This is a genomic window from Dyadobacter sp. SG02 (assembly GCF_900109045.1).
Classification (GTDB): Bacteria; Bacteroidota; Bacteroidia; order Cytophagales; family Spirosomataceae; genus Dyadobacter.
In genome coordinates this window covers 81712-106722 of the sequence record NZ_FNYL01000019.1, presented here as the reverse complement: position 1 = coordinate 106722, position 25011 = coordinate 81712, and the positions used below count along the sequence as shown (strand labels likewise).

Below are 25011 nucleotides of genomic sequence, written 5' to 3'. Positions count from 1 at the left end.
CAGGTTTTAGCAAAAAGCCAGGTTTTGAGGCCTGGCTTTTTTATTAGCATAAATTATTCTTCAAAACTCGGCACGTTCACACGAATCCCGCCCTTCATGGCCGACTCGTGCGCGCAGATACCCGCGCAGGTGTAGTTAGCGGCCAACGCCGCGTCCACTGCGGAATCGCGGCCTTCCACGATCGCCGCTACGAATTCCTGCACCAAATGCGGGTGCGAACCGCCGTGGCCCGCGCCTTGAAGGAACGACACGTGGTTCGGATCGTCGATCTTCTCGCGCTTGGTGAAATGTTTGATCGGTTCGATGAGCAGCTCGTCGGTATCGGGCACATTAATGCGCGAAGCGTTTTCACCACCATCGAATATGATGTGCTCCTCATCCTGCAACTGCTCCCATTCGAATGACATTTTAGTACCATATACATCGTAGCTCTCGCGGTACTGGCGCACCACGTCGAACAGCGAACGGGTCGCTTCGGCCACTACGTCGGTACCCTTCAATGTGAATGTAGCCGTCTCAACAGCAAATGGAGATCCGTAACGGCTTGCGAGGTCGTCGCTCAAACGGCCTGAGCCGTGGCAAACCACGGTTTCTGCGATGGTATTATTGATTTTCAAAAGCGGGGAAATGGCGTGCGTGCCATTCAGCATCGGCGGGTAGCCCTTCCAGTATTCGCCCCATCCTTCCATGCTCATATCCTGAATATGCGAGCCGCGCACGAACTGAATGCGACCCAGCTGGCCGGTTTGCGCGAGGTTCAGGCCGTAGAGAAATTCGCGGGTATACAATGCGGTTTCCATCATCATGTACACCTTGCCCGAACGGCGTTTGGCTTCTACAATGGCCTTGCAATCTTCTACCGTCATCGCCATCGGGATCGTGCAGGCGGTGTGCTTGTTGGCGTTGAGGGACGCGAGGGTCATGCGTGCGTGGTCGGGTACGGGGGTTACCACGTGTATTGCGTCCACGTCGTCGCGCTTTGGAACGTCTTCGAAATGCTCGAAAACGAGGTTAGTGTCGAGATTGAACTTGGCAGTCAGCTCGTCGCGGGTTTGTTTGCTGCGGGTGCAGATCCCCACCGCCTTGATATTCGGGTGGCTTTGATAGATAGGGATAAACTCTTTCCCGAAACCCATACCCACGATAACTACTGTGATTTGCTTGTCGCTCATTGTTATTTTGTTTAAAGCCCCCGGGTTGAAACCGGGGGTTAAGAAATGGATTGATTTGCTTGTTTGTCGAGCCGATGGCTCTGTTTTTTTTTCTATATCTCTGTTTCTATCTTAATCTATCTCTGTTTCTATCTCCATCTATCTTAATCCCCGGGTTAAAACCCGGGGCAATGGATCATGGGGATTGATTTTGATCATTGGCCCCAATTGCCGCATATTTATGATCATCTCTCGATCCCCTTGCCGTCGGTTTTAACCGACGGACAGAGTTGATAAAGAGCTTCTTTGAGAAAAAATTAATATCATTTATTGCCCCGATGCCCATGATATGGCATTTCTCAAAATAGTCTGATAAGGCTCAATGGTATGCGACTTGGCATCATGCCCCAATGCAATGCCTACGATCCTCCCTTTCGGATACTTCACAATGAAAATGCTTGGGAACACTTTGTCCGAAGTCTCCGCTTTGGCTGTCGCGAGCACTTCGATCGGAGTTCCCGCCGCATCGGGTTTGAAATAATACAACTCATCATCCAACTTGAAGGTCGCGGGTACGTCCTTGGTTACCGGGTGCTTTTGGGTGATCGTCACTTCAAACGGTCCGTATTTATCATGCCCTTTCGAGCCGCCGCCCACGAGCTTCTGGTTGTATTCCGGCCAGTCGGCCCAGTTGTACCAAAGGGCGGGATGCGCCAGCACGAGGCCTTTTCCCGCATCCACAAATGCGAAAATGGCTTCCCGCGTGGCCTTGTCGGCGATGGGCTGGTTGTTCGAGAGGTAGAGCACGTCGATGTCTTTCAGCTTGCTCAGAATGGCCGACGGGTCGCTCGTGTATTCTACCGTTGCCAGACCACCTTTTTGGAGCGTTTGGACATCTTCCTGCTTATACCACCGGTCGAAGTCGTGCGAGGCGCCGCCGCCTACGAGCAGCACGCGGATCGCCTTTTTCTTTCCGGGATTTTCCGCCATCACATGATGGGCAATCATGGCTAACAGAAGCAATAATGAGGCAATGGTTTTCAAATTTGTACGGGCCATTTTCTGAGTATTATAGGTTAAGCGTTTATAAAATCGATCACTTCGTCACCCGCAGGATACCGTTCATACCGCGCCAGTGGCCGGGGAATGTGCACACGTACGGGTAGTCGCCGGGCTCGTTGGGTACTGTGAATTCCAATGTTACCGTTTCCCCCGAATTAACTAATCTTGTCGAAAACAACACTTCCGGGATCTTGGGAACATATTGCATTTCAGCCGCTTTCGGATTAGTAAGAAGCTCGTCCGCGGCCTTACCTACTTTCTGCAACGTGCCCGGTTTGATGATCAGCAGGTTATGCTGCATTCCATCCGGGTTTTCAAGGTTAATCACCACTTTCTGGCCCGCCTTCGCGGTAATCAGTTTTTTATCATACTGCATAATCTCCTTTTCCACTTTCAGCTCGATTACCGTCGCATTGGAAGCGGTCGTCCCGGAAGCAGTTTTCGCGGAAGCAGCTGCATGGCCGCCACCCTCATTCGGACGGTTCAGTTCGAGGGCTGCTTTTTGGAAATTACCCACAAACCCGAAGCGGCCTTCGTATTCTCCGATCCTGTCTTCCCCTTCCATATCCTCGCCGGAACGCACCGAGTTGCTCAATGGCGCATTGAAAAGCATATGCGCTTTGCCGGTAGCGGCCTCTTTCCCGTCAATTTCTATGCGAATGTTCCCTCCCTGCGTGAGACTTGCCACTACGTCGAATTTGTCGGGTAACGGCTCCGTTGTCGCAACCTTGGTCATCATGCCATGCTGTTTTACGGCCATGATCAGCTTGCCGTCCTGGATGTACAATGCGTAACCGCCGTCTTTGCCGCCCTGGCCCGCGATGAAGCCCTGCAATGCGCGGTCGCGGCCTTTGGTAATGCTAGCGCGGATGGTGATTTCCTTGCCGGAAACGTCCGGCGGGAATTGCAACGTATTTCTTCGTCCTAGTGGATAAATTTCTTTGTTCAATGCCTCAGTAACCTGCGTGGTCAATGCAGATGGCTGCGACTGCTTACCGGCCGCTGCCAGGAAGCCCTTTTCATGCTGGATGGCTGCGGCGAGAATAGCCCGCGAAAGCCACGGATCTTTGGCATTCTGCTCGTCGAGGGAAGCCTGGTAAATGGCGGCTCCTGCTTTTTCGGAAGCGGGCAACTCAGTAATGGCTACGAATACGCTCAGACGGGTATTCAGATTCGCATCCTTCATCCCCTTTTCGAGTATTTCAAAACTCTGCGCCTGTTTAGGCAACACGCTGGCGGCCGCTTTGCGCACACCCGCCGCGGGATGGGTCAATGCTTTGCTCGCCACTTGCAATGCCTCCGCGTTCGAGCCATCGAGCGCTCCCAGGCCGTGCAATGTCCACAATGCGTGTACCGCCGGACTATTCAAGCCTATTTCATCGACTTTCGGGTTATTGATGATTTTGTACAGATCCGGCAATACCGACAATTTCTTCGATTCCACGAGCAAGCGCTGTGCGGTCATGCGCCAGAACATATTGTCGTTTTCCAATGCGGCCAACAGTCCCGGCAAGTCGTCTTTGGAGAGTTTCAACGCCGCCGGCTTTTTGCCGTTTTTGTAAACGATCCGGTAAATGCGACCGTGGTTCAGGTCGCGCATCGGGCTGCTGAATGCATTACCGGGGCCATGTGGCTGTTCTTCAAACGGCAGAATGAACTTCGAAGGCGATTGTGCGGGTACGAATACATTGTGCTGGATAATGAAGTTATACCAATCGGCCACCCATACCGCGCCGTCGGGACCAACTTCTGCTTGTACCGGGCCGAACCATTCGTCGGAGCTGGCCATGAAGTTCCAGCCATCCTTTTCCTTGAAACCGGCACCATCCGGTTCCAGAATGGCTTTGTGTATCAAACGGATAGTCGGTTCGGTCACTAATGCGACGCGGTTCCAGTATTCCTTCGGATAATTTCTGGCTGTGTAAAAATGGTGGCCGGCGGCGGAAGTGAAACCTCCTACGACATCGACCTGCCGCAAATTGGGTGTTACAGCGTGCGCATCGTAATGGCCGTCGATCTTCTGAATGGCCTGTACGGATGGCTGCTCTTCACCCAAAGTGCGTTGCATGAGTCGCCCCGGCATGGAAAAGAATGCGCTGTGTGTGTTGTTGGCGGTGGAGAGGAAAACATTGTTATCCTCGGTGAAGCCCAGGCCCCAGGTGTTGTTACTGCTGCTGCCCAGGTATTCAAACTCTTTTCCGTCCGGTTTGAAATGATAAAGCCCCTGCGAGAAGCTCGTTTTCTTTCCATTAATCGCCCCGTTGAATGCAGAAAAGCCCAGTACGCCCCAGATTTTGTTATCAAAACCATATTGGAGGTTTGATGGCCCCGCGTGGGTATCGTTTTTACCCCAGCCCGTCATGATCACGTCGCGCACATCCGCCACGTCGTCGCCGTTGGTGTCTTTCAGAAACACGAAATCCGGTGCCATGGAGACGATCACGCCGCCATTGGAAAAGACCATGCTGGTAGGGATATTTAACTTATCGGCGAAAACGGTGAATTTGTCTGCCTTGCCGTCACCATTGGTATCCTCGCAAATTTTAATGCGGTCGTTGGACGCGCCGTCGGTTTCTTTAAATGTGTTGGGATAATCCACGGACTCGACCACCCAGAGGCGTCCGCGCTCGTCCCACGACATGGCAATCGGGTTGGTAATATCGGGTTCGGATGCAAACAGCTGTATTTCAAAGTCCGGCGGGATCTGCGTCAGCTTGTTGGATTCGGCTGGCGAAAGCGATTCCTGCATTTTCGGCACGACGTGCCGTTTCGTGTAATGCGAAATAGTGTCGGAGTTGTAAATATCGACATCGGGCAGGTTCAATGCGGCGATTTGCGCTTGCACCTGGTCGCCCACGGCCCATAGCACACCATTTCTGACCAGGTCCAGGAACCCTTTGTTGGTCCAGGTGCTATCCTCGTGACCATAGGCGGTGTAAAACACGCGGCCTTTGCCCTCGTTGCGCACCCATGTGTAAGGCTCGTGTACGTCGCCCTCCGGGCGGCCCTCGACGCGCTCACCCAGGACGGTTTTGTCGGGGTTCAGGTTTTTGTGAACGTAAGTTTCATCCCAGGTCTGAAAGTCGGTAATGCCTTTCATGACCTGGTGTTCCGGTTTTAGAATAGTATTTTTGAATGAGCCTGTTTTGTGGGAAGCGAACTGGCCGCCTATGGTTTTGATATACCATGCAGAGTTCCTGAAACAGCCCGAAGCCGAGTGGATCGGGATAAGCCCCTTTCCGCCTTCGACGAATGCTTTCATAGCGCTTTCCTGCGACGGCGCGAGCGAATCATGGTTGGCGTAGATGATCAGTCCGTCGTACTTCGCCAGGTTTTCAGGATTAATATCGTTCGGATTGGTCGTGTACGACATATTAATGCCGCTTTTAAACAGCTTGATCGACAACCAGGGCGCATACTTGCCCGAATCGTGGTGCTTGCTGTTGTGCCCCAGGAACAATACTTCGGCCCTGCGGCCTTTGGAAGCACCGGCCTTCACGGCCGATGCCCCGACGGTCGTCCCCGCCGTTTTACTCTTTGCACATGCCAGCGCCATGAGCCCGACAAGCAGAAGTGCAATGTAATTCCTCATTCAAATTGGTTTTTAAAGAAAAGTTTCGGTTTTAGTATTGGAATCAATCCTTACAAATTGACTTTCTGGACCGGCGAGAAAACCATGTCCTCCACATCTTTGATCTTCACACCAACCCGCGCGAACACGTAGTTCTGGGCAGGCGAAAGCGTAGGTACCGTGGCTGTGAGGTTGATCGCATTCAGGTCTTTGATGTCGGCCCCGGCAATGTCCGTCACAGCCACGTTGGTAGCGCGCGCCACGAAATCGGTTTTGTTTACATACAAGGAGACCCTTTCGATATCTTTACCCTCGGTACCGGTCAGGATTTTTTCGAGTTTGATCGAAGCATTTACCTTGCTCTCGCCACCGGAGAACTGCGGCGTACGGATCATGTAGTAAGGCATTACCTCCACGTCGAGTGTCTGGTTTCCCGAAACGCTCACAAACAGCGTGTCTTTTGCAGCAGCGTCTTTCACAACGGTTTTGAACGGACCGCGGTTTCTCGGAAAAACCAGTTTGTAATTTCCGTCAAACAAAAGTGCCGAATAGGAACCATCCTGCGCGATCGGCGCGTCGATGGCGGCAAGTTTACCGAAGCCGGGTTGCCAAAGTTGCATACGCACCTGCCCTTCTTCGACGCCTATCGGCTCACCTTTGTACACAATCTGGCCGGAAAGCGTCGATTTGGGTTCGGTATAATTGTCCTTTTCGCAAGCCGACAGGAGCGCAACCATCGCGACAAGCGGCATAATATGAAATCTGATCTTCATGATATCGTATCGTTTGAATGTGATGGTCTATTGGTTCGGATTTCTGACGAGCTTGGGGTTATTGCTGATAATGGCGTCGTCGATGTACGAATAGTAATTTCCAAGCTGGAAGCGGTCGGCGCCGGTGACGCGGCTGAGTTTTACCTGCTTGAAGATCCATTTACCATTATTAGCCGAGCCCGGATCGTAGATTTTGTAGGACCACAATCCCCATGGCTGCGTGTTGCGTTTGGTAGCTTTACCCAGGTCTTTCGAAACTTCCGCTGCGGTGATCGCATTGCCGTCCTGGATGAGGTGGGCGATGCGCCATCTTTTCATATCATATAAAAGATGACCTTCGAATGCAAACTCCACGCGACGCTCATGCACGAAGCGGTCGAAATTAAGTTCGGAGGCTTTCAAAGGCGTTACCAGTCCTGCACGGGCGCGTACCTGATTCATGTAACCTGCCGCTTCTGCTGCCTGCCCCAGTTCAAATGCGGCTTCTGCTGCATTCAGGAGCACTTCGGCGTACCGGTAGCGGACGAGCCACACTTCGCTGTTCACCCCGCGCTGGCCGGAGCCGAGTACCGGGTCGAGGTATTTGCGGAGGTAAAAACCGGTTTGCGCGGTGAATTCAAATCCGTCGATCGGGCCATCGAAGCCTACAACCTGCTCGGGTACCGTTTTACCGGGAAGCGTTTTTTGGGCACCGCGGTCGTCGCCGCTGATGATCGTGCCGTTACCGAGCTGATAACCTGCCCAGATATCTACTTTGCGGCTTTTGAATGTGGTACCGGGCAAGATCACCGTTCCGGCAAGGCGGGCATCGCGGCCTGCGAAAATGTCGGTTTGGTCGTTGTAGTAAATCGGCGTTCCGTTTGCATTGGTGGTTGGGATCGGCGCGAAGGTGTTGTCCAGCTTCTCAAATGCTTCGACAAATTGCAGTGAAGGGTTAATGCGCCCTCCTTCCTCTTCCTCTGCACCATAACGCGGCTGGTTCCACCCGGTGAAATAATGCACCTTTCCGCTTTGCAGTTTGAAATCCTCTACAAAAATGACTTCCGAATTATTAGCCTTATCATAAAAAATGCTGGCGAAGTTTTCAGCCAGGTCCGGCTTTTTGGTATACAATGCATAGGTACCCGCCTTGCCGGAAATGATTTCCTTGGCGGCTGTTAATGCTTTGGTATAATAACCGTTTGCCATCGTCGCCGGAATGCCTACCTCGCCGCCGGGCAATGAAACTGCGGGTGTATTAGTCCCGTATTTGGCAATCGAACCCGCATAAAGGGCCGCTCTCACCTCCATTGCCAGCGCAGCAGCCTGGGTAGCACGCGATTTTTCGCCCGGTGTCGCCGGCAGTTTGTCTTTAATTTCCTCGGCCTCTTTGATGATAAAATCATAGATTTCCGACTCTTTCGCACGCGGATGTTGCAAGTAGCTCGGATCGCCGCTGTAATCGTACACCATCGGTTCGAGGATCAACGGCACACCGCCCATTCTTTTCACCAACTCAAAATAATAGGACGCACGCAGGAAACGTGCCTCGGCCAGGTAACGCTCGCGAACGGCCGGGCTGAGCTTTTCAGCGGCAGTACATTTCTGAATAAACAGGTTCATTTCGCGGATGTAGGCATAATCCCAATGCGCCCATGAACCGAAGCCCCAGCCGCTGTTCTGGAAATTGTTATACCTGCCTGCTTCCGACCAGAAGGCTTCATTGAATTCTCCCACCGTTGTCCATCCGGGAACATCCACGTCCCCGACCCGGATCGTTTTGAATGTAGATTGATCGACGTAGCGGTTGTACAGATCGCCCAATACCGAAAGCACCTGGCCCTCATCCGTCCAGATCTGCTCTTCCGAAAGCTGGCCGGTCGGCGGACGGTTCAGGAAATCGTCGTCGTTACAGCTCCAACCCAATGTCAATACGGCAATCGATAATATTTGAAATATCTTTTTCATGTTGGAATCCAATCGGTTTAAATAGATAGGTTGATGCCTATGTTCACAAACTTGTTCTGTGGGAACTGCAACCCGTTATCGTTCTCGATTTCAGGGTCGATGCCGTACTCTTTCACATTATCGATCGAGAACAGGTTGTAGCCGTTGATGTAGAACCGCGCACGCTGCAAGCGGATTTTCTCCAAAATTGACTTTGGCAGCGAATAGCTCAACTCGATGGTCCGTGCACGGATGTACTTCACGTTGTGCACCCAGAATGTCGAGTTTTTGTAGTTGCTATGGCCTCCGTCGTTGTAGCGCAATGCGGGGTATTTGCCCGGGATCCATTCACTGTTCACGTCAAACGGATCGGCGCGGCGCCATCTGTCGAGAAAAATGCTATTCAATGCGCCTTCGTTCTGGTATGGCCAGCGCTGCTCGTAGTTCTGGTTCCAGGAATACATGGAGCCACCTGAGAAGTCGGCGTTGAAACCGATACCTTTCCAGCTTACCGAGAAGTTCAACCCAAAGTTTACATTAGGCTGTCCGGTTGCATTGTAGCCGATCGGTCTTTCGTCGAGGCCATTGATGACGTTATCGCCATTAATGTCTTTGTAAATCAAATCACCCGGCAACAATGTGCGGTTGCCCTGGCCATCGATATTAACGGGGTACTCCGCGATCTGCTGTGCCGACTGGAACTGGCCGATGGACTCATATCCCCAGAAAATGTTGGTATAACGATCTTCTTTCGAATTGCGGAAACGGTCCCACGAGTTGTTAAAAATCGGCTTATAGGATTCATTGAACCTCGTGCGTGAAAACGATACGTTACCGCCCACGGAATAGTTGATGTTACCGGCTTTGCCATTGTAAGTCAATGCACCTTCCCAACCGCGTTGCGAATCGCTGTTCACGTTTTCGTCAGGCAGCGAGTAACCGAGTTCGCTGGGCACGAGGATGTCGTACTTCCGACCGAGCAAGCCCGTGCGCAGGCGGTAGAAGTAATCTACGCTACCGGTGATTTTGGTTCCGAGGAACGAGAAGTCGGCACCAATGTCGAGGATTTTACTTTTGAACCACGAAATGGTATTGATAATCTGACCTTTGTCCCTCGACGTCACTACCGGATTGCCGCTCAAGATCACGTTTCCTTTATTGTAATCGTAACCTGGCAAGTAAGCATATGGGCTGAGCGGGCGGTTCGGATCATTATCGAAAAGGATATTATCATCCCCGAGGATACCATACGAGCCTCTGAATTTCAGGTCATCCAGGATACTGCGCTCGCCTATTACCTTTTTGAAAAATTCTTCTTCCGAAATTCTCCAACCTGCCGAAGCCGACGGGAACCAGCCTACGCGGCGGTCCGGTGCGAACTTCCACGAAGCGTCGCGACGGGCCGAAACTTCAACGTAATACTTGCCGGCGTAGTCATAATTAACCCTACCGATATACCCTATACGTGCCAGCTCCGTGTCGCTGTCGTTATACGTATCCATGGTTGGGAAGTATATCAATGGCAGCACGTTCGTTTTGGGAACGGCATGTACCCACTGCTCCTGCACCTGCTCGTCCTGCCACTCCGAAACGAATGTCGCGCCGATGGTATGCTTGCCGAAAGTGTTGTTGTAGGCAAGCTGGCCCTGGTATACATTGCGCATGACCTTCTTGGTACCGCGCTCGCGCCAGGGGTTGGTGGAACCGCCGGTTACGGTGTAAGTATCGTCGTTCGGATTGTAGGTGTAGGCCTTATAAGTATACTCATGGCCATTCATCACCCGGTCGGCAATGTAGTATGAATACATCCCCCTTGCGCTCAAACCTTTGACACCAGGGATCTGGTATTCGGCCGAGAAATTGGTTTGCAAAACACGCCAGTACTCGGTCCAGTAACCACCCAGCTTCTTGTTGTTGTAAGCCCAGTTGGTTTCGTTGTGCTTGATATCGTTCAAATACTCAGGGTTATCGTTCGCGTACGGGCGCTCGAACGGGCGGTTACGCAGGATCGCGAAACGCGGGAGCCAGTAGTCGTCCGAGCCGGGAATACCGGGTTGGTCGCGCTTCTCGATGCGGCCGTTGATCTGCACGCCCAGTTTGAGGCGGTCGGTAATCTTGGCGTCGATGTTACTCTGGATGTTGGTCCGGTCGAATGTAAATTCCCGGCCGAGCACGGAGTTCTGGCTCAGGCGCGTTGCCGAGATGTAATAGTTGATTTTATCCGAACCACCCGTCATATTGAGGTTTACAGAGCTCAGCGGGGCATTTTTCTTGATAATAAAATCTTTCCAGTTGAATGTTTGGTAACCACGCTCGGTACCGGCGCGGTATTTTTCCAGTTCCGCCTGCGTGATCGACGTCTTGCCGTACTGGTTCATTTCCGCCTCCGCTTTTCCGAGCATCCATTGGTACGAATCATTCACGACATCCGGGAAGCGCGACCAGTTCTGCCAGCCGGTGTAGGCGTCGAGGCTTACCGTGTTTTTAGCACCCATTTTACCGCGTTTGGTCGTCACAACCACTACCCCATTTGCCGCGCGAACGCCATAAATAGCCGCAGAAGCGTCTTTTAGCACCGAAATGCTCTCGATATCATTGGGAGAAATGTTGTTGAACTGGCCTGCATCCTGCTGGATGCCATCGATCACAAACAGTGGGTTACCCATGTTGCGGATCTGAATGTTGGCGCTCGCGCCGGGGCGTCCGTCGGGCATCCGGAAGGTGACGCCAGGGATTTTCCCCGCCAGGCCCGAGCTCACTGTCGAACCTCCGTGTACACGCTCAATGTCTTTGCTGGTAACCGTCGCGATCGCGCCGGTCAGCGATTCTTTTCTTTGCGTACCATAACCTACCACAACCACTTCTTCCAATGCTTTGTTATCCACTTTGAGCGTAATATCCAATGCGCTCTGACCGGATGGCACCGTCACTTCCTGCGACAGGAACCCTACAAACGAGAATATCAGCATATGCTCACCATTTGGAACGGTGATTGAATATTTTCCTTTTTCGTCTGTCAATGTACCCGTCTGTGTACCTTTTAATACAACACTCACACCCGGTAAGCCGGCACCGGTTTCGTCTTTCACTACACCCGCAATGGCCTTATCCACGACAGCAGAACTGACTTCCACCACCGGGATTTCTTCCGAAACCGGTTCGGCGGTTTCCGCAGAATGATCCGGTTTGATCACGATCAGATCGTTCTTAATCTTGTAATGCAATTCCAGCGGTTTCAGTAAGGCGTCCAGAACGGCCGATAATGAGCCGTTTTTAACCCTAATCGAAGCCCTGCGTTCAGATTGGATCAATTTTGAGCTGAATATGAACTTTGCATTGGTCTGCTTTTCCAGCTGCGAAAAGATCGTTTTGATCTCCTCGTTCTGAATATCAACGGTAACCTTCTGGCTCAATGCGGATTGAGCCCTCCCGTCGTTCGCCCACGTAATGCCCGCGAACAGGCCAGCCAGGATACATTGCATTAATGTGATTCGCATGAGCTTGATGAGAAAGTCTTCAGGTCGTCGAACTTTTTTCATATTTTTGAATGAATTTGTTGTTTAAGGAGATTATTCAACGAAATCTTCCCCGGCTCATCCATCGTCCAAATGGATGTGCAGTAATGTCCGTTACTGTTGGGGAACCCGGATCAGTCATGCTGGAACATGGCTGGTCTTTTTTATTTTTGGGCAATAGGGTAGCGTTACGTCATAGGCGGCGTTAAGGGTAAAATGTTGATTATGTCGGGTTATAAACTACTTACATCCTTTTCCCAGGATCGTTATCTGGTTATCGGCCACTTCGTACTGCGCGTCCAGCGCATTGCAGATCACTTCGAGCTTTTCCTTCAAAGGCTGCCCGATCAAAGTCGCGTTCAGCGGGCAACCGCCCATTTTCTCCCGGTCGTAAACGATCCGGACATTGTAAGCGCCTTCCAGTATCCGGAACACCTCCGACACCGGCGTTTCATCAAATACAAAATGCTGTTTTGAAACATCCTTGTCCGATGCCGCCGTCAATGCGACAGGCAGCGGGATGATCTTGCCACTCTCTTTCGAGAATGCGATCCGCTGATCATGATTCAACGTCACGCCTTCCAATTCCGGCTTATCCAGAACGGCTTCCTTTTGGCTGTTATCCAGATTATTAATGGAAAAAACCGACACCGTGCCCGTTCGCACCTCCACTTTAATGTCCTTGCTCTCCGATGAAGCGTCGACTGTGAAACTGGTACCGAGTACTTTGGTAGCTAAACCATAGCTATACACCAGGAAAGGCTTCTGTTTATTTTTTACAATTTCAAAAAACGCCTTTCCCGTCAAGGTAACCTCTCTCCGCTTCCTGTTCACCCCTTCCGAGTAACTAAGCCTGCCGCCGGGCTGCAATACCACCGAACTTCCGTCTTGCAGAAGCACCGTCATCGGCTTGTCGGTATCGTTATATTTCTGGATCGTATTGGGCAGTTCGGCTTCCTCGCGTGCCGCCACTTCCTGCATAGGCCCGTCGGCCTTTTTATAATAGAACCAGTAACTCACCGAACCAATACTGAGGATCAATGCCGCCGACGCCGCCACGCGCGCCCAGCGCCATCCCTGCCCACGGCTCGTTCTGAAAACGGCTACCGGCTCCTGCTCCGGAACTTTGGGAGTTTCGTCGTGCATATGGCTCTCGACGATACTCCACATTCTGTCGCTCTGTTTTTGCGTGGGCTGGTGCCTGCCGGTGTCCTTCGCCAACAGAATGACATACTCCCGGGCGGACTCAACGGTTTTACGTTTCCTGGGATGCTTTTCCAGGAACGCCCGCCATTTGCGGTCGCTGAGTTCGTCGGGATGCATTACCCAGGCGATAAACTCTTCATTTCTGATCAGTTCGGTCAGAGAATAAGGATCATGCTTCATGTTTCGCGGGATGCAGTTATCGTCGTTCAATCATACAGAGCGACGAAATGCGGATTTGACCTCTCCAAAATGAAATTTTTTGAAGAAAAATTTAAAAAAATAGTAACAGCCAGAAAATCAGGGAAGAAATCAGCAGCATTTCCCGGCTCTGGCGAAGGGAAGTCAATGCTTTGTAGATGAAATTGCGGACAGACTTTTCATTGACGCTCATGATTTCCGCGATTTCTTCTACACTGAAATCATCGAAATAGCGCAGCGTGACCGCTTCAAGCTGCCGTTCGGGCAATTGCGCGAGCAATTCCTGTATACGTTGCGCACGCATGGATGAAGATTCTACTTCGATAAGGATTGCTTCCGAATGGGTATGATTGGCCGGTGTGTCCTCATCATCGAGCTCGCTGATCTCCTCCATGGAAGGAAACTTGTCAAGCGCCACGTGAATGCGCCGCCGCAACGCGCGGTAAAGGTAAAATTTGACCGAAGTGACGTTCTCGGTAAGGTTATGCCGCAGCCGCCAGACGTCGATAAACACATCCTGCACAGCGTCCTCCACCAGAGAAGAATTGGTCGAAAGCTTGCTGCCGTAGTTGTAAAGCGTGCGGTGGTATTTCTCGAAAATCGCGGTAAAGGCCTGCTCATCGCCCACGCGAATCCTTTGCCATAGATCATGATCTTTGGTTTCCCCCGTTGAGGTAGCAATTTGCATCACCGCTTCTATCTGTTTTCGTAAGAATGCATAAAGCTAAAAATTTATCGCTAAAATACCATTAGGACTGTCGGCTATCTTACTTCGATTATTGGCTGTTTATGAAAAAAGCTGCCTTTTGGGACAGCTCCGGCAATTCTTAAAAATATCAAAATGCTATAACTTCTGTTTTATTTCTCGTACAAAATCGATGGAGACGTCGGTGAGCTGAGCGATTTCCTCTTCGCTGAACTGGGTTTGCCGCAGAAGGTTTTGAACGAAGATGGTATCCTTCTCCAGATGGCCTTCTTCCTTACCTTCCTCCTTAACAATGTGTAAAATCGCTTCTTCGAATGTCATAGGAATCGGATCTGGACTGGTTACTTTTTTTATTTCTTCAAGATATTCGCTGTCAAGTTTTTTGTCTCCCAAACTCACATAAAATTTCAAAAAATCCAACAGTCTTCCAACTTTCCGCTTCGAAAAATTGCGATTTAACAGCCTCTTAGCCAGATTGATTTTCAAACGGTAAAGCTCTTCGGACGAAAAGCGCTTTCCCTTTATCGCCAACTTCACTGCCAGAATCACTTGTGCAAACGGGCTGTCACTCGCGCCGAGATCGTCTTCCGATTGGTCCAATACTTTAAAACTGTTGAATCGAAAACACAGACTCGTTCCCAAGCAAGCCTGCTCGAACTGGCTTGGCAGGAAATGCCTGCAATCGTCGGTCAGAATGGCGAATGCCGTGATGGGTTTGCGGTATTTGTCCCAAATACGGTAATAGTATGTGAACATCCGGTCGGCGAAGGCTTCGTCGCGGTAGCCTTGCACTTCAATATGCACGAGCAGCCATGCTTCCGCGCCGGAATGGCAGTGGACTTTAACCAGCTTGTCTACGTATTTGGATGTCAACTCGTCCGTAACCGCCGGGAATAATTGTTCGAGTTCCTGGTCAAGGTATTCGAAACCTTTTTCGAGGTCGAACAGCGTCTCCGCATTCGGGAAGAAGAATTTCAGGAAGTCATCGAAAATGTCTTCCAGTATCGATTTCCATAGTATGTCGTTATGCTTCATCGTAAAATAAAAGGGTGACCGAACATTTAGACGTTCGGTCACCCTTTTGGTAACGCCATTCTACAAGCTATTTTTTCAGAGCTTGCGGAGCTCGTGGATCAGCCTTTCGGTGTCTTCCAGCGAAGTAGCCGGGAAGTTGGCAATGCGGAGTTGCGTAGCCTTTCCGGCACCATACCCGCTTCCGATTACCATTCCTTTTTCCTTGATCGCTTTGATAATATCGGCAGAGGGCGCCTCGGTATCCGTCACGATCACAGTCTGTGAACGGAGGGCTTTCTCTTTCACGAATGCTGAAAACCCTGCTGTTCCCTCGATAAACTTATAAAGCAACCCTGCTTTGCGTTCCGTCTCTTTACGGATATTCTGTACACCGATGCGGTTCATATCCTCCGCTATCTTGCCCAGCAGATAAATGAGCATCACGTTCGGAGTTGCAGGTGTTTCGTTGTTCTGCGCATTTTTCCAAAGCGTCGGCAAGTCGTGGTGCGCGCCGATGGAGTAGGTGTTGCGAATGCTTTTCGCTTTTTCCAGCGCACGCTCATTCACGATCCACACGCCCAAACCGGCCGGTAACCCGAATGCTTTTTGCACCGAGAAAAACGCGGTATCCACAATGTTGTAATCCAGCTCCGGATAAGGTGCGGAAGACACCATATCCACGGCGATGAACTTGTCGGGATGTTTCTGTTTCAGCTTGTGGATCTCGGCCACCGGCATTTGCACACCAGAGCTGGTTTCATTATGCGTAGTGGCGATCAGTTCGGCATATTCGGGCACTTCGACATCAGCCGCCAGAAATCCTTCACCCATCGGTTTTTCAAACTTGTGGGCGTATTTGTTCAGCGCACTCGAATATTCGCAGAATTTCTTGGAAAACGAGCCGTTCACCAGGTGAAAGCTTTCTAACTCCACCGTGCTGAACAGAATGCGTTCAAAGGCTTCCGAGGCCGAGCCCAGGAAAAGAATCGCGTGCGTATCGGGTACATTGAGCAGCGTACGCAGTTGATCTACGGTGAATTTGTGCAAATCGCGGTACTGCTGACTGCGGTGCGAGATCGAGCCGAGCTGGTTTTCGACAAATGTCTTCAAATGCTGCTCGAACGTCGGGTACAGAGCCGCTGGACCAGGAGTGAAAAATGTTAATGACATTGGTGAGTTATAGACTTGGTGAATAGGCGAAGCACGGTCTTGAAACGTAAATGGTCAGCCTAAAACCGGCTGACCATTCGAATCAATTTTTAGTATAGCATCCGGAAACGGATCGTTCCTTCTACCTCTTTCACTTCCTGGATAAATTCTTCTGTATAATCTTTGGCGATATCCACGATCACGTAGCCGATATGCTCGTTGGTTTTGAGGTACTGGCCGGTAATGTTGATATTATTTTTGGCAAAAATCTGGTTCAGCTTCGCCAGCACGCCCGGCACGTTCGCGTGGATGTGCAGGAGGCGGTGCGAATCTTTCAGTTTCGGCAATTGTACTTCGGGGAAGTTCACACTGCCGTAAGAGCTACCGTTATTCATGAATTCCAGCAATTTGGAAGGCACGAAGTGACCGATATTCTCCTGCGCCTCTTCGGTGCTACCACCGATATGCGGTGTCAGGATCACATTCGGCAAGCCAAGCAGCTCGCTTTCGAACATTTCATCGTTGGTTTTCGGCTCTTTCGGGAACACGTCTACACCTGCACCGGCCACTTTACCGCTCTTTACGGCATCCGCCAATGCTTTAATGTCGACCACGTGCCCGCGTGAGAGGTTCAGGAAGATCACACCATCTTTCATCAGGTCAAACTCGCGTTTGCCGATCATATTAGTGTTCTCCCTACGACCATCCACGTGCAGGCTCAGTACGTCGGACATCGCCAGCAGTTCTTCGAGTGTATTTACCTTCTTCGCATTTCCGATCGACAGTTTTTCAACCGCATCATAGAAGTACACATCCATACCCAACGCCTCAGCCACTACCGAAAGCTGTGTACCGATGCTTCCGTAACCTACCATACCGAGTTTCTTGCCACGGATTTCAAAGCTGCCGTTCGCGGATTTGTCCCAGATACCTTTGTGCATGGAATTGCTCTTGCCTACGATATTACGGATCAGCAGGATCATTTCACCCACAGCGAGCTCCACCACGGAACGGGTGTTGCTGTAAGGCGCATTAAATACCGCGATCCCTTTTTTCGCCGCCTCATCGAGGTCGATCTGGTTGGTACCGATACAGAATGCACCGATCGCCATCAGACGGTTCGCATTTTCGAGTACGCGTTTGGTAATGGTAGTTTTAGAACGAATACCGATAATGGACACGTCCTTGATACGCTCGCAAAGTTCGTCCTCGTCGAGGGCACCTTTCACGAACTCTACATTGAAACCTTCTTCCTCGAATGCCTTGCGTGCAACAGGGTGCACGTTTTCAAGGAGCAATACCTTGATACGGCTTTTCGGGTAAGACTGGCTTCTGCTGAATTTATTGTCATACAGAAAGTCGTCGAATGATGTAGCGATATGGTCAGCCACCGCCGTTACTTTCGGGCGCTCGACGTTTTCAGTAAATGCATAGAAACGATTGGCAAGGCCTGATGCCTTCAATTCATAGTCCGTATAGCCATCACCGATAGCGTACACATCGCCGGACAAATTCAATGCCGAAAGGATTTTGATCTTCCCGCCGTCCATCGACAATACGTTCTCTTCATCGATCCCTGTAATATTTCCTTCTTCATCGAACACGAACTCATTCGCATACACATGATCGGCCAGGATGCCGAGCTCGGTAGCCACGGGAACGATAAACTCCTTAAATCCGCTGGAAACGATAAAAATCTGTTCCGCATTCTCCGTCAGAAACTGCGTATTACGCTTGAACGAATCCGAAACCTTTGTTCTCAGGAAAGAAACCAGTTCTTCAATGTGCGAACGGCTAGCTTTCAGTAAGGCGATTCGCTGGCGCAGACCATCCGCAAACGACATTTCGCCATTCATACCCTTGTTGGTCAGATCAGAAATCTTCTGAACAATCTGATCACGCTCCGGATGGCCTTTGAGGGCGATCGCGGCCAATTCGTCGAGCCCTTCCACTTTCGTGAATGTGCTGTCGAAATCAATGATAATGTACGGTGCTGGATTGAGAGTTAATGTGGACATGAAACGGGGAATAACTGAAAAATGATCGAGTTAACGTAATTTTTATCGCTAAGGGTCCGACCTGTTTGAAACAGGCCACAAAATTACCAAAATCTATTGGTATATGTTGCTAACAAAATAATGTTTGGAACAGTTTTCTTACCCGACGAAGTCTGGCCGAAGGTGAACGGCGGGTTGGATTGAGTCAGGCGTGGTCAGAGGCTTGTCAGGAATTGCAGAGCTTGTTTTTCCGACCAGTAGAATTCGTCCGTGAGACGGGCGGGGCGGAAACCGCAGTGGCCGCCGTCCTTAGTCGCCACCAGGGTTACGTTGGAATGCGACCGAAGCATCTCAACAGGCAGGCTTTTGAATGGTACAATAGGGTCGTTTTCGGCATTGACGATCATTGTCGGAATCGTGATGGATTCGATGAAAAATTTTGAGCTGCATTGCGCGTAGTAATGATCAGCACCTTCAAAACCGTGTAGCCGTGCCGTGTAGATGTCGTCGAAATCATAAAGGGTTTTGACTAATGCATGGTCCTTTAAATCTATTTTTTGGGGATACAAACCCGCTTTCTCCACCACTTTGGGCTTCAATGATTTCAAAAAGCGGTGCATATAAATCTGGTTCCGGGGCTCGATAATGGCCAGGCTGCACGCCTTCAAATCCATTGGCACGCTGAACACGATCGAACCTTTGATACGCCGGTCGATAGCGGCGCCCTGTTCGCCGAGGTATTTCAAAGTCAGGTTTCCTCCCAAACTAAATCCCACCAACCGCACATCGGCATACCCTTTTCCAAATGCATATTGCACGACGGCATCGAGATCTTCCGTAGCCCCGCTGTGATAAAACCGGGCCGTTTGGTTCATTTCGCCGCCGCAGCTCCGGAAGTTCCAGGCCAGGCAATCGAACCCGTGCCCGTTCAGTAGTTTAACCATCCCCGTTATGTACTGGCGCGTGGTGTCACCTTCCAGCCCGTGCGACAGGATTACCAGCCGCTTCTCACCCTCATTTTGGGCATGCGACCAGTCCAGATTCAGGAAGTCATCATCGGGAGTTACAATTTTTTCACGAAAATATTTTATACCGTCTATCTCCCGGAAGAGCGCAGGATAAATGCTCTGAAAATGTCCGTTTGGGAGCCAATATGGCGATATTCTGGATTTATAATGGACTAGCGGCATGAGAAAAAAAGCATTCTGACAGATTGGAATAATTCTAAGGTAAAGAAACATTAATCTTGTATATCTGCTTTTTATATCTAAATTTGGTCATTACATAATAATAAGATCAATACTAATGGCAGAAGGTACAGTTAAGTTTTTCAATGAATCAAAAGGATACGGATTCATTCAACCATCATCAGGAGAGAAAGACATTTTCGTTCATGTTTCAGGTCTTCAGGACGATATCCGTGAAAACGACAAAGTGTCTTACGAAGTAGAAAATGGAAGAAAAGGCCTAAACGCAGTTAACGTGCGCGTTATCTAAGGTTAGTTCATAATAAAGACATTTCGAAAGCGCGCTTCTCAAAGGCGTGCTTTTTTAATGCCCTATTTTTTGCCTTTCGTCAGCGCTTCATAAGCATTCTGCGTTTCCATATCCACAGGCTCGGCACGCATCAGCGAGCGGCGCTTGTCTACATCCTTCATCCAGCGATAAACCCACGAGAACCCGAAGTTCCCGTAATAGTACAGCGGCAGGCTATATGCCGGATCGGACAATGCATCTGCCAGGCTGATGAATTTGTAATTCTGTTCTTTCAATTTTTGTACTAAAACCGGGAGATAGTCGGTATTGAGCCGGTTATCATGGCACAGGTAAATCTGTCTTACCGACTTACCGATACTTTTCGAAATCACCCCTTCAAAATAGCCGAAAAGCCTCAGACTGTGCTCGACGTAACGGTTACCGATCGCTTGTGCTTCTTCCTTTTTCCCTTCCTTCAATGCTTTTTCATAAAGCTGGGTATAAAGCCAGTCCTCGCTTTCGACGGTAAATGGCGTCGAAACGTAGTGATGCTCCGTTAGAAATTGGGTCATACGCACCTGCTCCGCGCTGTCCTTACCCATTCCATTGAAGGGAAAACGAAAATAGCTCAGTTTCTTTCCCGCCTTCTCTGTCATCTTCCTCGTCAGCTCCTCCCCTTTCAATACCTCATCTCTGAATGCGTCAAAACCAATTTCGCCGTAATTCGGATGCGAATAGCTGTGGTTACCAGCGGTAATGTAGGGCCGTGAAATCCAGCTTTCCAGCAGCTTTTTATTTAGCTCAAATGCCGTGTTCTGTTTCAAATGTCCTTCATTGATAAAAATCGCGACCGGCAGGTTCAGTGAATCCAGCCTTTTCAACAAGCCCGATGAATTACCGTCCGCAGCATATAAGTGAACATTCGGAACATCGTCGATCGTAATGGCAACGCTGCGCTCCTGTGCGTACGCGTATAATGCGCTCATGCACACGAGCGCGGTGAGTAAGTACTTTCTCATGGCTTGGCCGGAATGCGTTCCCGCGCCTGCCGTTCGATCATCCATTGCGGATATTCGGGTTTCAAAGTGCTGATTTTGTTCAACTGATCCAGCTCGTCTGCCGATAGTACGACTTTGGTAGCCGCAATGTTATCGGCCAGTTGCTCCGGCTTTTTAGCACCGATAATGACACTCGTAACCGCCTGCTGATGCAGCAACCATGCCAATGCGATCTGCGCCACAGAAACGCCGCGGGCCTGCGCAATGGGCTGAATGATGTCGATAATATCGTACGCCTTTTCCTTGTCAACCGGTGGAAAATCGAAGTTATCCCGTCGGTTTTCGCCGGTAGATTCGCTGCTACGGGTATATTTCCCCGACAAAAAGCCGCCGGCCAAAGGGCTCCACGGCATCAATCCGAGATTCTGGTCTTTCATCATCGGGATCAGCTCTCTTTCCAGGTCGCGACCGGCGATGGTGTAATAGTGTTGGCAGGCCACAAATTTCGTCCAGCCGTTTTTCTCCGCAATACCATTGGCCTTCATAATCTGCCAGGCCGCGTGGTTGCTCACGCCCAGGTAACGCACCTTGCCCGAACGCACGACGTCTTCCAGGCCACGCATGGTTTCTTCCATCGAGGTTTCCGCATCCACACCATGAATGTAAAACAGGTCGATATGGCCGGTACCGAGGCGGCTAAGGCTTTCATCCACCGAATCCATGATATGCAGCCGCGACAACCCAACCTGGTTGGCACCCGGAGCCATCCGGCCCCGCGCTTTGGTAGCGATAAAAACATCGCTGCGCTTCACGCCAAGCGTCCTGAACGACTGCCCGAGTATCTCCTCGGATTTACCATAAGAATACACATTGGCCGTGTCAAAGAAGTTGATCCCGGCGTCCAGCGCCGTCTTCACCAATGCCGTTCCCTCATCCTGCTGCACTTTTCCAATTACTTCAAAATAACCATCGCCACCAAATGTCATCGTCCCGAAACAAAGTTCTGAAACGAGTACGCCGGTATTTCCCAGGAAGTTGTATTTCATGTGTCAAGGGGTTAGTGTTACGATTTTGTCAAGTGTTGTGAGGAGGTGTCAGGGGTTGTTCGGGGTTGTTCGGGGTTGTCAGGGGGTAGTCAGGGTTTGTCATTCATTGCCAAGAATTGTAAATAATCGAATTCTCCCTCTGACAACAACTGACCACTCCTGACAAATGACCACACTTGACAAAACCTGACCATTCCTGACAATAATGACCACACTTGACAAAACCTGACCATTCCTGACAATAATGACCACACTTGACAAAACCTGACCACTCCTGACTATTCAAACAAATCTTCGGAGCGTTCCAACATCAAAATCGACGATTGCGGAACGATCACGTACTTCTGCCCATCGTATTCGAGGTCGATGGCGTTGCGCTGGAGGTAAATAGCCAGGTCGCCTTCCTTGGATTGGAGGGGCATATATTTCACTTTTTCTTCGGTTTCTTTCCAGGGCTCGTCTTCCGCCGCAACGGGAATGGGATAGCCCGGCCCCACTTTGATCACGTAGCCGGTTTGAACCTGTTCCTTTTCGGTGACGGTCGGGGGGAGGTACAGGCCGCTGTTCGTGCGGTCGCTGGGGCTTTTGGGGCGGATCAAAACACGGTCGCCTACTACGATCAGGCTTTTGAGCCTGTTGTCGGATGTTACTTCGTACATTGTAATTGATACTTAATCGGTAATAAGAACGTCAGGGAGTTCGTCAAAAATTGGGTAACAAATAATTAAGCGCAAATGTTTGCTCCTTCCTTTTAGAACTGAAAGTAAATGAACTGGTTTTCGGACACAACGCCCAAAAAGTAGTTCGCCAGCAATATCAGCGGGAACAGGATGAAGAATACCGTTGTGTTCCGGGTAGGAATTTTGAGATAATAATGCTCCTTGATCAGGAGGAAAATGATCAGAAACACGCAAAGCCACATTTCGACGTGGTTCAGGGGCGTTTGCAATGGGTCCGACAATGAAAAGCCGGCCATTTTTTGCAAAATCAGGAATGAGCGACCTACCGGTGCCTTGTGGTTACGGAAGAACACCCAGGTAATGGTGACCAGCACAAATGTCAAAATCATATTCAGGACATTCATGAATGCGTTTTTCGGCATTTCGATGCCCGCTTTTTTCAACCATTTGTCCCTGATCGACGCGGCGACCTGGTAGGAGCCGTGTAATGCTCCCCAGATCACGTAGTTCCAGCTCGCGCCATGCCAAAGCCCGCTCACGAGGAACACGATAAACTGGTTGCGATATTTGGTCCACTCGCCTTTCCGATTACCGCCGAGGGGAATGTAGAGGTAATCTTTAAACCACGACGAAAGCGAAATGTGCCACCGGCCCCAGAACTCCGAAATGGATTTGGAAATATAGGGCGTATTGAAATTGTCCATCAATGTGAAACCCATTACCCGGGCGGCACCGATGGCAATATCCGAATATCCCGAGAAGTCGCAGTAAATCTGGAACGCGAAGAAGACCGTGGCGACGATGAGCGTAAGGCCATTATGCCCCGCGGGGTTGTCGTAAGCAGCGTCCACCAGCATTACGAGCCTGTCGGCGATCACCATTTTCTTGAAAAAGCCGAAAGCCATTTGCATCAGCCCTTCCTTCACCTGCCCGAAGTCGTATTTAAAAAACGAGTGGTACTGGAAAAGCATGTTCTGCGGCCGTTCGATCGGACCGGCCACGAGCTGCGGGTAGAACATCACGTACAATGCATAAATCCCGAAATGCTTCTCGGCCCTCTGGTTGCCGCGGTACACCTCGATCGTATAGCTCATGGCCTGGAATGTGTGGAACGACAACCCGATCGGCAACAGCAGCTTGCCGCTTCCGGTAGTCATCCATTCGGCAATCGGGCCGGGAACGATGCGCGTGAATGCGGGAAACATCGGCCGCAAATGCAGATTGGCGAGGATCGTATTCACCGAATCCTGCACGAAATCGTAGTATTTGAAGAATGCGAGAATACCGATGTTGGAGATCAAACTGATGACGAGCAGCAATTTTTTCTGCTTCTGCTCCTGCGATTTCTCGATCCAGATCCCCGCATAATAGTCGATAATGATGGTTCCAAACAGGATCAGGATGAAAACCGGTTTGAAAACCATGTAAAAATAGCAGCTGGTTGCCAGCAAAAGCATCCAACGACCGGTCCACGACAAGCTGAAATAGGCCAGCGTGACTACTATAAAGAAAACTGCAAATTGAATCGAATGAAAATCCATCAGGTCAAATGTACTCCCGGTTGACTATTTCCTCTTTGATAATAAACAGGGGACGGTTTTTGGATTGAAAGAAAATCCGGAGCACATATTCTCCAATAATGCCCAGTGCCAGCAGTTGCACACCGCTGAACAGGATAATTACAAACAACAGGGCCGCAAAACCCTCGATCACGTGGGCGAAAAACAGTTTTTTGAGCACCACAGTCGCGAAATAGATCAGGGAAATGACAATGGCCGACATACCCACGCGGCTCATAAACTTGATCGGAAACTCGCTGAAATTGAAAATACCGTTGTATGCAAGCCGAAAAAGCTGTTTGAATGTGTATTTGGATTCTCCCGCAACGCGCGCGTCGCGCTCGTACTCGTAACCGACCTGTTTAAAACCGATCCACGACCGCATCCCGCGCAGGTAGCGACTTTCCTCAGGCATTTTATTTAAAACATCGACCACCCTGCGGCTGATCAACGCGAAATCGCCGCTGTCGAGCGGGATGTCCACATAGGAAATCGAGCGGAGAATCCGGTAGAACCAATGGTAACCCATGCGCTTGATAAAGCCCTCCTTTCGCTTCTTGCGAACAGCGTACACGACGTCATTTCCTTCCTGCAACAATTTGTAAAATTCCGGCAAAAGCTCCGGCGGGTCCTGCAAATCGCCGTCGATTACGAAAAGCGCCTCGGTACCGCGTGCGGCGGCAATGCCTGCTGTAAGTGCCAGCTGGTGACCATGATTCCGCGAAAGGAAAACGCCGTGATAACGCTCGTCCGTCAAAGCCACCTGCCTGATTTTGAGCGCCGTATCATCCTTACTCCCATCGTCGATCAATACCACTTCGATCGCAAGCGGGCTGGCGTCCATTAACGCATTGATACGCTGTACCAGTAGCGGAAACGTCTCAGATTCATTATATAGTGGCGCGACGATTGAAATTTGAGGAGTCTTCAATATTGCTGAGTTTTTCAATGACCAATAGAGGCAAAAGTACACCTTTCGATCTA

18 protein-coding genes are annotated in these 25011 nt (G+C 50.4%); 1 reads left to right on the top strand and 17 read right to left on the bottom strand.

Annotation, left to right across the window (positions count from 1 at the left end; genetic code table 11):
- Positions 1-53: 53 nt before the first annotated feature.
- The 12 genes from BMW93_RS32155 to BMW93_RS32100 form a co-directional block, all read right to left on the bottom strand.
- Positions 54-1172 carry a Gfo/Idh/MocA family protein gene (locus BMW93_RS32155; RefSeq protein WP_090386399.1) on the bottom strand — a complete coding sequence of 373 codons (1119 nt, stop codon included), beginning with the start codon at positions 1170-1172 and terminating at the stop codon, positions 54-56.
- 306 nt (positions 1173-1478) lie between these two features.
- A complete protein-coding gene (locus BMW93_RS32150) occupies positions 1479-2210 on the bottom strand; it encodes a ThuA domain-containing protein (protein ID WP_090386398.1) in 732 nt (243 codons plus the stop codon).
- Positions 2211-2247: 37 nt separating this feature from the next.
- Positions 2248-5805, bottom strand: coding sequence for a PVC-type heme-binding CxxCH protein (locus tag BMW93_RS32145; protein ID WP_090386396.1), 3558 nt, complete (start codon positions 5803-5805; stop codon positions 2248-2250).
- A 50-nt stretch (positions 5806-5855) separates the two neighbouring features.
- Positions 5856-6557 carry a DUF3823 domain-containing protein gene (locus BMW93_RS32140; RefSeq protein WP_229241062.1) on the bottom strand — a complete coding sequence of 234 codons (702 nt, stop codon included), beginning with the start codon at positions 6555-6557 and terminating at the stop codon, positions 5856-5858.
- Positions 6558-6584: 27 nt separating this feature from the next.
- Entirely contained in the window at positions 6585-8504 is a 1920-nt protein-coding gene (locus tag BMW93_RS32135; protein WP_090386394.1) for a RagB/SusD family nutrient uptake outer membrane protein, read from the bottom strand.
- Positions 8505-8521: 17 nt separating this feature from the next.
- A complete protein-coding gene (locus BMW93_RS32130; RefSeq protein WP_229241060.1) occupies positions 8522-12022 on the bottom strand; it encodes a TonB-dependent receptor in 3501 nt (1166 codons plus the stop codon).
- A gap of 216 nt (positions 12023-12238) precedes the next feature.
- Entirely contained in the window at positions 12239-13384 is a 1146-nt protein-coding gene (locus BMW93_RS32125) for a FecR family protein (RefSeq protein WP_090386393.1), read from the bottom strand.
- Positions 13385-13475: 91 nt separating this feature from the next.
- Positions 13476-14090 carry an RNA polymerase sigma factor gene (locus BMW93_RS32120; RefSeq protein WP_090386392.1) on the bottom strand — a complete coding sequence of 205 codons (615 nt, stop codon included), beginning with the start codon at positions 14088-14090 and terminating at the stop codon, positions 13476-13478.
- Positions 14091-14246: 156 nt separating this feature from the next.
- A complete protein-coding gene (locus BMW93_RS32115; protein ID WP_090386390.1) occupies positions 14247-15143 on the bottom strand; it encodes an Rpn family recombination-promoting nuclease/putative transposase in 897 nt (298 codons plus the stop codon).
- Positions 15144-15218: 75 nt separating this feature from the next.
- Positions 15219-16292 carry an aminotransferase class V-fold PLP-dependent enzyme gene (locus BMW93_RS32110; protein WP_090386388.1) on the bottom strand — a complete coding sequence of 358 codons (1074 nt, stop codon included), beginning with the start codon at positions 16290-16292 and terminating at the stop codon, positions 15219-15221.
- Between the two features lie 89 nt (positions 16293-16381).
- Positions 16382-18289: a phosphoglycerate dehydrogenase gene (gene serA / locus BMW93_RS32105; RefSeq protein WP_090386386.1), complete on the bottom strand. Its 1908-nt coding sequence runs from the start codon at positions 18287-18289 to the stop codon at positions 16382-16384.
- A gap of 194 nt (positions 18290-18483) precedes the next feature.
- A complete protein-coding gene (locus BMW93_RS32100; protein WP_090386384.1) occupies positions 18484-19458 on the bottom strand; it encodes a YheT family hydrolase in 975 nt (324 codons plus the stop codon).
- A 115-nt stretch (positions 19459-19573) separates the two neighbouring features.
- Between BMW93_RS32100 and BMW93_RS32095 the strand changes: the two genes are divergently transcribed.
- A complete protein-coding gene (locus BMW93_RS32095; RefSeq protein WP_090386381.1) occupies positions 19574-19765 on the top strand; it encodes a cold-shock protein in 192 nt (63 codons plus the stop codon).
- A 62-nt stretch (positions 19766-19827) separates the two neighbouring features.
- On the opposite strand, the gene BMW93_RS32090 is transcribed toward BMW93_RS32095, so the two are convergent.
- From BMW93_RS32090 to BMW93_RS32070, 5 genes are all read right to left on the bottom strand, one after another.
- On the bottom strand, positions 19828-20763 hold the full coding sequence (locus BMW93_RS32090; RefSeq protein ID WP_090386468.1) for a polysaccharide deacetylase family protein: 936 nt from the start codon (positions 20761-20763) through the stop codon (positions 19828-19830).
- Positions 20760-21788, bottom strand: coding sequence for an aldo/keto reductase (locus BMW93_RS32085; protein WP_090386379.1), 1029 nt, complete (start codon positions 21786-21788; stop codon positions 20760-20762). Before BMW93_RS32085 ends, BMW93_RS32090 begins: the two co-directional genes overlap by 4 nt.
- 278 nt (positions 21789-22066) lie before the next feature.
- Positions 22067-22447 carry a co-chaperone GroES family protein gene (locus BMW93_RS32080; RefSeq protein ID WP_019942063.1) on the bottom strand — a complete coding sequence of 127 codons (381 nt, stop codon included), beginning with the start codon at positions 22445-22447 and terminating at the stop codon, positions 22067-22069.
- A 92-nt stretch (positions 22448-22539) separates the two neighbouring features.
- The gene (locus BMW93_RS32075; RefSeq protein WP_090386377.1) at positions 22540-24009 is read right to left on the bottom strand and encodes an MBOAT family protein; all 1470 of its coding nucleotides are present in this window, start codon (positions 24007-24009) and stop codon (positions 22540-22542) included.
- Positions 24010-24013: 4 nt separating this feature from the next.
- The gene (locus BMW93_RS32070; RefSeq protein ID WP_090386375.1) at positions 24014-24958 is read right to left on the bottom strand and encodes a glycosyltransferase family 2 protein; all 945 of its coding nucleotides are present in this window, start codon (positions 24956-24958) and stop codon (positions 24014-24016) included.
- Between the last annotated feature and the right edge of the window lie 53 nt (positions 24959-25011).

Bases quoted from the DNA above. Each gene is read 5' to 3' on its own strand.
- BMW93_RS32155 (WP_090386399.1), bottom strand. From the start codon at position 1,172: ATGAGCGACAAGCAAATCACAGTAGTTATCGTGGGTATGGGTTTCGGG.
- BMW93_RS32150 (WP_090386398.1), bottom strand. From the start codon at position 2,210: ATGGCCCGTACAAATTTGAAAACCATTGCCTCATTATTGCTTCTGTTA.
- BMW93_RS32145 (WP_090386396.1), bottom strand. From the start codon at position 5,805: ATGAGGAATTACATTGCACTTCTGCTTGTCGGGCTCATGGCGCTGGCA.
- BMW93_RS32140 (WP_229241062.1), bottom strand. From the start codon at position 6,557: ATGAAGATCAGATTTCATATTATGCCGCTTGTCGCGATGGTTGCGCTC.
- BMW93_RS32135 (WP_090386394.1), bottom strand. From the start codon at position 8,504: ATGAAAAAGATATTTCAAATATTATCGATTGCCGTATTGACATTGGGT.
- BMW93_RS32130 (WP_229241060.1), bottom strand. From the start codon at position 12,022: ATGAAAAAAGTTCGACGACCTGAAGACTTTCTCATCAAGCTCATGCGA.
- BMW93_RS32125 (WP_090386393.1), bottom strand. From the start codon at position 13,384: ATGAAGCATGATCCTTATTCTCTGACCGAACTGATCAGAAATGAAGAG.
- BMW93_RS32120 (WP_090386392.1), bottom strand. From the start codon at position 14,090: ATGCAAATTGCTACCTCAACGGGGGAAACCAAAGATCATGATCTATGG.
- BMW93_RS32115 (WP_090386390.1), bottom strand. From the start codon at position 15,143: ATGAAGCATAACGACATACTATGGAAATCGATACTGGAAGACATTTTC.
- BMW93_RS32110 (WP_090386388.1), bottom strand. From the start codon at position 16,292: ATGTCATTAACATTTTTCACTCCTGGTCCAGCGGCTCTGTACCCGACG.
- serA (WP_090386386.1), bottom strand. From the start codon at position 18,289: ATGTCCACATTAACTCTCAATCCAGCACCGTACATTATCATTGATTTC.
- BMW93_RS32100 (WP_090386384.1), bottom strand. From the start codon at position 19,458: ATGCCGCTAGTCCATTATAAATCCAGAATATCGCCATATTGGCTCCCA.
- BMW93_RS32095 (WP_090386381.1), top strand. From the start codon at position 19,574: ATGGCAGAAGGTACAGTTAAGTTTTTCAATGAATCAAAAGGATACGGA.
- BMW93_RS32090 (WP_090386468.1), bottom strand. From the start codon at position 20,763: ATGAGAAAGTACTTACTCACCGCGCTCGTGTGCATGAGCGCATTATAC.
- BMW93_RS32085 (WP_090386379.1), bottom strand. From the start codon at position 21,788: ATGAAATACAACTTCCTGGGAAATACCGGCGTACTCGTTTCAGAACTT.
- BMW93_RS32080 (WP_019942063.1), bottom strand. From the start codon at position 22,447: ATGTACGAAGTAACATCCGACAACAGGCTCAAAAGCCTGATCGTAGTA.
- BMW93_RS32075 (WP_090386377.1), bottom strand. From the start codon at position 24,009: ATGGATTTTCATTCGATTCAATTTGCAGTTTTCTTTATAGTAGTCACG.